The 6,000-nt window shown below is 63.4% G+C and carries 5 protein-coding genes; all 5 read left to right on the top strand.

All coding sequences use genetic code 11. The features are described 5' to 3' along the window. Positions 1–230: phage holin family protein (locus F6S12_RS09555; protein WP_315868862.1), on the top strand; the 230-nt coding region annotated here is incomplete at its 5' end. After that, on the top strand, positions 227–568 hold the full coding sequence (locus F6S12_RS09550) for a hypothetical protein (protein ID WP_041119369.1): 342 nt from the start codon (positions 227–229) through the stop codon (positions 566–568). The genes F6S12_RS09555 and F6S12_RS09550, both read left to right, overlap by 4 nt. Positions 569–693: 125 nt before the next feature. Further along, positions 694–1,857: an EAL domain-containing protein gene (locus tag F6S12_RS09545; protein ID WP_041119371.1), complete on the top strand. Its 1,164-nt coding sequence runs from the start codon at positions 694–696 to the stop codon at positions 1,855–1,857. A 224-nt stretch (positions 1,858–2,081) separates the two neighbouring features. Further along, positions 2,082–3,413: a deoxyguanosinetriphosphate triphosphohydrolase gene (locus F6S12_RS09540; RefSeq protein ID WP_041119373.1), complete on the top strand. Its 1,332-nt coding sequence runs from the start codon at positions 2,082–2,084 to the stop codon at positions 3,411–3,413. A gap of 768 nt (positions 3,414–4,181) precedes the next feature. Further along, entirely contained in the window at positions 4,182–5,906 is a 1,725-nt protein-coding gene (locus F6S12_RS09535; RefSeq protein ID WP_053159690.1) for a ShlB/FhaC/HecB family hemolysin secretion/activation protein, read from the top strand. Positions 5,907–6,000: the final 94 nt, after the last annotated feature.

Raw genomic sequence — 6,000 nt, 5'->3', positions numbered from 1 at the left:
GGCTGGCCCTGGTGTTCGCCCTGCTGTTGCTGGTGGGGCTGTCGGCACTGGTGCTGATCCTGTTGTGGGACAGCTATCGCCTGGCTGGAATCATCGGCCTGTGCGTGTTCTACACCCTGGCGGCGATCTTCTGCGGATTGCGCCTCAAGGCAGCGATCTTCGATGAATCCTCACCTTTCCACGCCACCCTCGAAGAGTTGGCCAATGATCGGGAGCGCCTCCTGCCATGAAACTGCCTGAAGTCCCGCAGAACACTTCACGCCGGGAAATGCGCAAGGTACTGATCCGCCTGCGCATGGAAATGCACCGCCAGGAAATCCGCCACGAGTCCCAGCAACTGCTGCAACCCCTGCAACGGGTCCGCGGCCTGGGGCAGAGCTGGCAGGAAGGCTTGGGCATCAAGCACGCCCCGCTCTGGGGCGTGGCAGTGGTGACGCTCCTGGGCTTCATCACCGGCAAGGGTGCCAAGAGCGGCGCCGCCGGCGGCCTCACACGCCTGGTTCGCCTGGGCACCACACTGGTGCCGCTGATCAAGCTGGTGATGCAAGGCTCCTCGCGCAAATCCTGAGCGGCGCTATCTGGCTGCATTCTTGCTAAGCAACCCGGATCGGCCCCTTTACCCAGGGGCCGGTTCGTGGCCGCCTACCCGTCAGCCACGGCCCTACTCCACCCAGACTCTTGTAAGGAGGCCCTGTGATCGACGGGCAACCGCTCGCCTGCTTCCAGCCCTTCATCGACACCGCCACCGGGCGTATCGCCGGGGTCGAAGCCCTGGGCCGCCTAAGCCAGGACAATGGCCAACTGGCGTCCGTGGGGCCGCTGTTCGCCGATCCTCGAACCCCCTCCAGCGCCCTGCGCCGCCTTGACCGGCTGATCCGCGACGACGCCCTGCGGCGCCTGCACGAGGCTCCCGCGGACTGGTTCCTGAGCCTGAACATTTCCCCCCGCTGGATCAGCCGCCTGCGCCCCGGGCAGCCCTTGCCCAGCCTCAAGCAATTGCAGCAGAACCGCGTAGACCCGCGGCGCATCGTGTTCGAGATCACTGAACTGGGGGGCAACAGCCAACGCCTCAGCGAAGTGGTGGAGCGCTATCGCCAGGCCGGGGCACGGATCGCCATCGACGACTTCGGCGCCGGCTACTCGCAACTGGACCGGGTGCTGGCCCTGCAACCGGACATCCTCAAGCTCGACATGCGCCTGTTCCAGGCCGCGGCCCGGGGTGGCCCCAGCAGCGACGTGGTCAAGGCCCTGGCGCAGATGGCGGAGAAGACCGGCTGCTGGATCATCGCCGAAGGTGTGGAAACCGAAGCCGAACTGGATTTCGCCCTGGAGTGCGGCTCGCGCTATGTACAGGGCTTCCTGTTTGCCCAGGCCGAGCAACAGTTTTACCCCAGCGATGCCTTCGTCCAGCCCTTCGCCCGCCTGCGCGAGCGCTACGTGCGGCACAAGCTGGCCGAACGCAACCGGCTGATGCGCATGCGCCTGCAACTGGCCGAGCTGATGAACCTGCTGCAGGCCTGGGCCCAGGCCCAGGCGCCCATCAGCCAACTGCCCCGGGTCGAGGCCTTTCCCTGGCTGCTGCGTTTCTATCAGTGCGACCGCCATGGCACCCAACTGACCCCGAACCTGGAATGGCGCCACAACAGCTGGCAGGCCGACAGCAGCTACGTGGGCCACAACTGGTCCTGGCGCCCGTACTTCTATCACCTGCTGGCCGAAGGCTGGGAGGAGCGACGCCTGACCCTGTCCAACACCTACCGCGACGCCACCAGCAACCAGTATTGCCTGACCGCCGGGCAGTTTTTCGACAACGGCCAGCGCCTGCTGCTGATCGACATCGACGCGGCCGGCCTGTAACCCTGTCCCGTTTGCCGGCGAACGCAGCGCCACGATGGATGCACGAACTGCGGGCCCTTTCGCCGGCAAGCCGCTCCTACAGGTGGGCCGCAGGCCATACCATTTCCGTGCAGGAGCTGGCTTGCCAGCGAAGGCGTCGACACAAGCGCAGACCATGCGCCTCTTGCGGCCACGCTCGAGAAACCGGAAGCTCTGCCCTTCAGTTTTTTTCGGAGAGACCCGCCTTGGATTGGCAGACCCTGCTCAACCGCGAACGCCTCGCAAAGCCAGTGCACAGCCCGGAAGAACTCGGCCGTAGCCCTTTCCACAAAGACCACGACCGCATCATCTTCTCCGGTGCCTTCCGCCGCCTGGGGCGCAAGACCCAGGTGCACCCGGTGTCCAGCAACGACCATATCCACACCCGCCTGACCCACTCCCTGGAAGTCAGCTGTGTAGGTCGTTCCCTGGGCATGCGCGTCGGCGAGACCCTGCGCAGCGCCCTGCCCAACTGGTGTGAACCCAGCGACCTGGGGATGGTGGTGCAATCGGCCTGCCTGGCCCACGACATCGGCAACCCGCCCTTCGGCCACTCCGGGGAAGACGCCATCCGCCACTGGTTCCAGCAAGCCGCCGGGCGGGGCTGGCTGGATGCGATGAGCGAGGCCGAACGCCAGGACTTCCTCAACTTCGAAGGCAACGCCCAGGGCTTCCGGGTGCTCACCCAGCTCGAATACCACCAGTTCGATGGCGGCACCCGGCTCACCTACGCCACCCTCGGCACCTACCTCAAGTACCCCTGGACCGCGCGCCATGCCGACTCCCTGGGCTACAAGAAGCACAAGTTCGGCTGCTACCAGAGCGAGCTGCCGCTGCTGGAACAGATCGCCCACAAGCTGGGCCTGCCCCAGCTGGAAGACCAGCGCTGGGCCCGGCACCCGCTGGTGTACCTGATGGAAGCGGCGGACGACATCTGCTATGCCCTGATCGACCTTGAGGACGGCCTGGAGATGGACCTGCTGGAGTACGCCGAAGTCGAGGCGCTGTTACTCGGCCTGGTGGGCGACGACCTGCCGGAAACCTATCGCCAGCTGGGCCCCAGCGATTCGCGCCGGCGACGCCTGGCGATCCTGCGGGGCAAGGCCATCGAGCACCTGACCAACGCCGCCGCAAGGGCCTTTGTCGAACAGCAGGACGCCCTGCTGGCCGGCACCCTGCACGGCGACCTGGTGGAGCACATGCATGGTCCGGCCAAGCGTTGCGTACTCAATGCCAAGGATGTGGCGCGACGCAAGATCTTCCAGGACAAGCGCAAGACCCTGCACGAGATCGGCGCCTACACCACCCTGGAGATCCTGCTGAACTCCTTCTGCGGCGCGGCGCTGGAACAGCACGGCGGCAAGAGCCCCTCGTTCAAGAACCGGCGGATCCTCGATCTGCTGGGCAATAACGCGCCGGACCCGAACTGGCCGTTGCATACCTCGTTCCTGCGCATGATCGATTTCATCGCCGGCATGACCGACAGCTATGCCAGTGAGATGGCCCGGGAAATGACCGGGCGCTCCAGCCCGCAATAACCGTCATTCATCAAGTGCCCGGCCACCGTGCCAGGCACTTTATATGACCTGCGACATTCAATCTGCAACTAAGGGAATCCCCTAGCCAGAGTATCGCTATATAGTTTTCTATACGTCGATAATTTTACCCGCGACACCACCAGAAACTATGGGTGCAGTGCGGAATTCTTACCACCAAGACATCTAAGGAGATCCCCTAGCAACAACAGCCCGATCAAACAAGAACAACAATAGAGCAACTACTCAAACAGAAAGAGCAAGTAGCCGAAAACACTTGGCGCTCGCAAGTTGATATACGAACTGACGATTACAGAATTAAACATCCAGTTAGCCATTCAACCAAACATCCTACCTTTGAATAATTCACCCGAGCGCCACACCCCTTGCCAATCAGGGCTGACAAGCAAATTTCGTTAGCCTTCTATGTATTTACAATTTACGTACAAATAGCCTTTTGGGTTTCGGATAGTCTCGATTTCACAGGCTATTCCCCCCGCTGACCACCCCCGGAAAAATTAATTTTGCACTGCGCTGTAACGTTTCCACTGCAACTCACTCAACCCTTTTGTCATACCTGAATTTGCACTAACCCATCCGGCACTTACTCAGGAACTGTCACTTCCGAGCACTTGAGCACTGAACCTCAGATATAGATATCGAAGGTATTTAGCGTTCACAGGGCAGAACTAAAAGCGACGTCACCAGTTGAGCCTCATACCCGGCTTTCCGAGTGTCTGTCACTTCGTCTTATTACAGTAAGGATGCCAAGTGCCCTATTCATTACGCACTGACCGCTCCCTTCTCCCCCACACCAGCACTTGGTACCTGGGACTGCTGCTGGGCCTGACGTACCTGACGCCGGCCCTGGCCGATAACCTGCAACCGGGCCAGGAAGCCCTGCGCCTGCAGCAACAACAGCAACGGGACCTGCAACAACTGCAACTGGAACAGCGCCAGCGGCAGATGCAGCGCGGCAGTTTCAGCAGCACCCCGGCGGCCCCCAGCCAACCTGCGCAGACTGCCAGCGACGAGCGCTGCTGGCCCCTGAGCGGCACCCGCATCGGCGGCGTCAGCCTGTTCGACAAGGCCCGGCTCAATGACTACATCAAGCCGTATGTCGCGCCGTGCATGGGGGCCAACCAGATCAACCAGTTGCTGGCGGCCATCACTCGCCTCTATGTAGAGGCCGGCTACATCGCCAGCCGCCCTTACCTGGCCAGCACTCCGGCGGCCGGGCACAGCCTGGATATCCTGGTAGAGGAAGGCTACGTCGAAGCCATCGAACTGGCCGACCAGAGCCTGCCGGTGTCCCTGGGCGGCGCTTTCCCGGGCATGCTCGGCAAGCCCCTGTACCTGCGGGACCTGGAGCAGGGCCTGGATCAACTGAACCGCCTGCGCTCCCTGGACCTGACCGCCGACATCGCCCCCGGCAGCCAGCCCGGGGCCTCGCGGATCATCCTGCGCTCGCGCAGCAGCGCCGCACGCTGGGGCCTGGGCCTGGGGGTGGACAACCTGGGCAGCGCCGGCACCGGGCGTGACCGGCAGTCGATCAACCTCAACCTCGACAGCCCGTTGCAGATCAACGATGCGCTGAACCTGAACTACAGCGACACCCTCAACCACGGCCCGCGCTACAGCCGCAGCAGCAGCCTGTTCTACTCGGTGCCCTACGGCTACTGGACCTACAGCCTGTTCGCCAGCCATGCCGAATACCGCGCGCCGCTCAAGCTGCCCCGCACCACCTTGTACAACAGCGGGCGTACCGACATGGTCAGCGGCCGCGCCGACCGGGTGCTGTGGCGCGACCAGAGCCACCAGCTCAGCGCCAACCTGCAACTGGCCTACAAGGACGTGGACAGCTACCTGCAGAAGGCCCACCTGCAGATCCAGAGCCCGACCCTGACCGTGGCCGAAGCCGGGCTCAACCTGTTCTGGCTCGACAGCGCAGTGTGGAACCTGGATGTCAATTACGCCCAGGGCCTGACCTGGTTCGGCGCCGACCGCGACTCGCAGCAGGTACAGCGCAACCTGCCCCAGGCGCAATTCCGCAAGTACCGCGCCGGCCTCAGCCAGTGGCGCAACGGCCAGCTGGGCACCCAGCGCTGGCAGTGGCAGAGCCAGCTCTCGGCGCAGTACAGCCCGGACCCGCTGCCGGCCATCGAACAACTGCTGGGCACCGACGATTCGGCGGTGCGCGGCTATCGCATCAACAGTGCTTCCGGCGCCATTGGCGCGGTATGGCGCAACACCCTGCGCCTGCCGCTCGACAACGACCTGCCGGTCAAGATCACCCCGCGCCTGGGCCTGGACAACGGCTGGATCAAGGCCGAGCACGGCGCCCGGAGCCGGCAGCTGAGCGGTGCCAGCTTGGGGCTCAACCTGAGCTGGAAAAAACTCCAGGTCGACCTGGACTACCAACGCAGCCTCAACACCCCAGAAGGTTTCCGAACGGAGCCGGAAGTCTGGCTGGCCAGGTTCAGCCTGCAGATTTGACCCGACCGCCGATTAGCCTGAATCAACCGACGAACCTGAGCATCACGCGCCGTTGCCCCCTTAGAAAGCAACGCCCGGCTCACCCCACTCAGAA

The sequence above is a fragment of the Pseudomonas sp. JV245A genome (genome assembly GCF_032424515.1).
Taxonomy (GTDB): domain Bacteria; phylum Pseudomonadota; class Gammaproteobacteria; order Pseudomonadales; family Pseudomonadaceae; genus Aquipseudomonas; species Aquipseudomonas protegens.
This window is presented reverse-complemented; position numbering and strand designations above follow the sequence as displayed.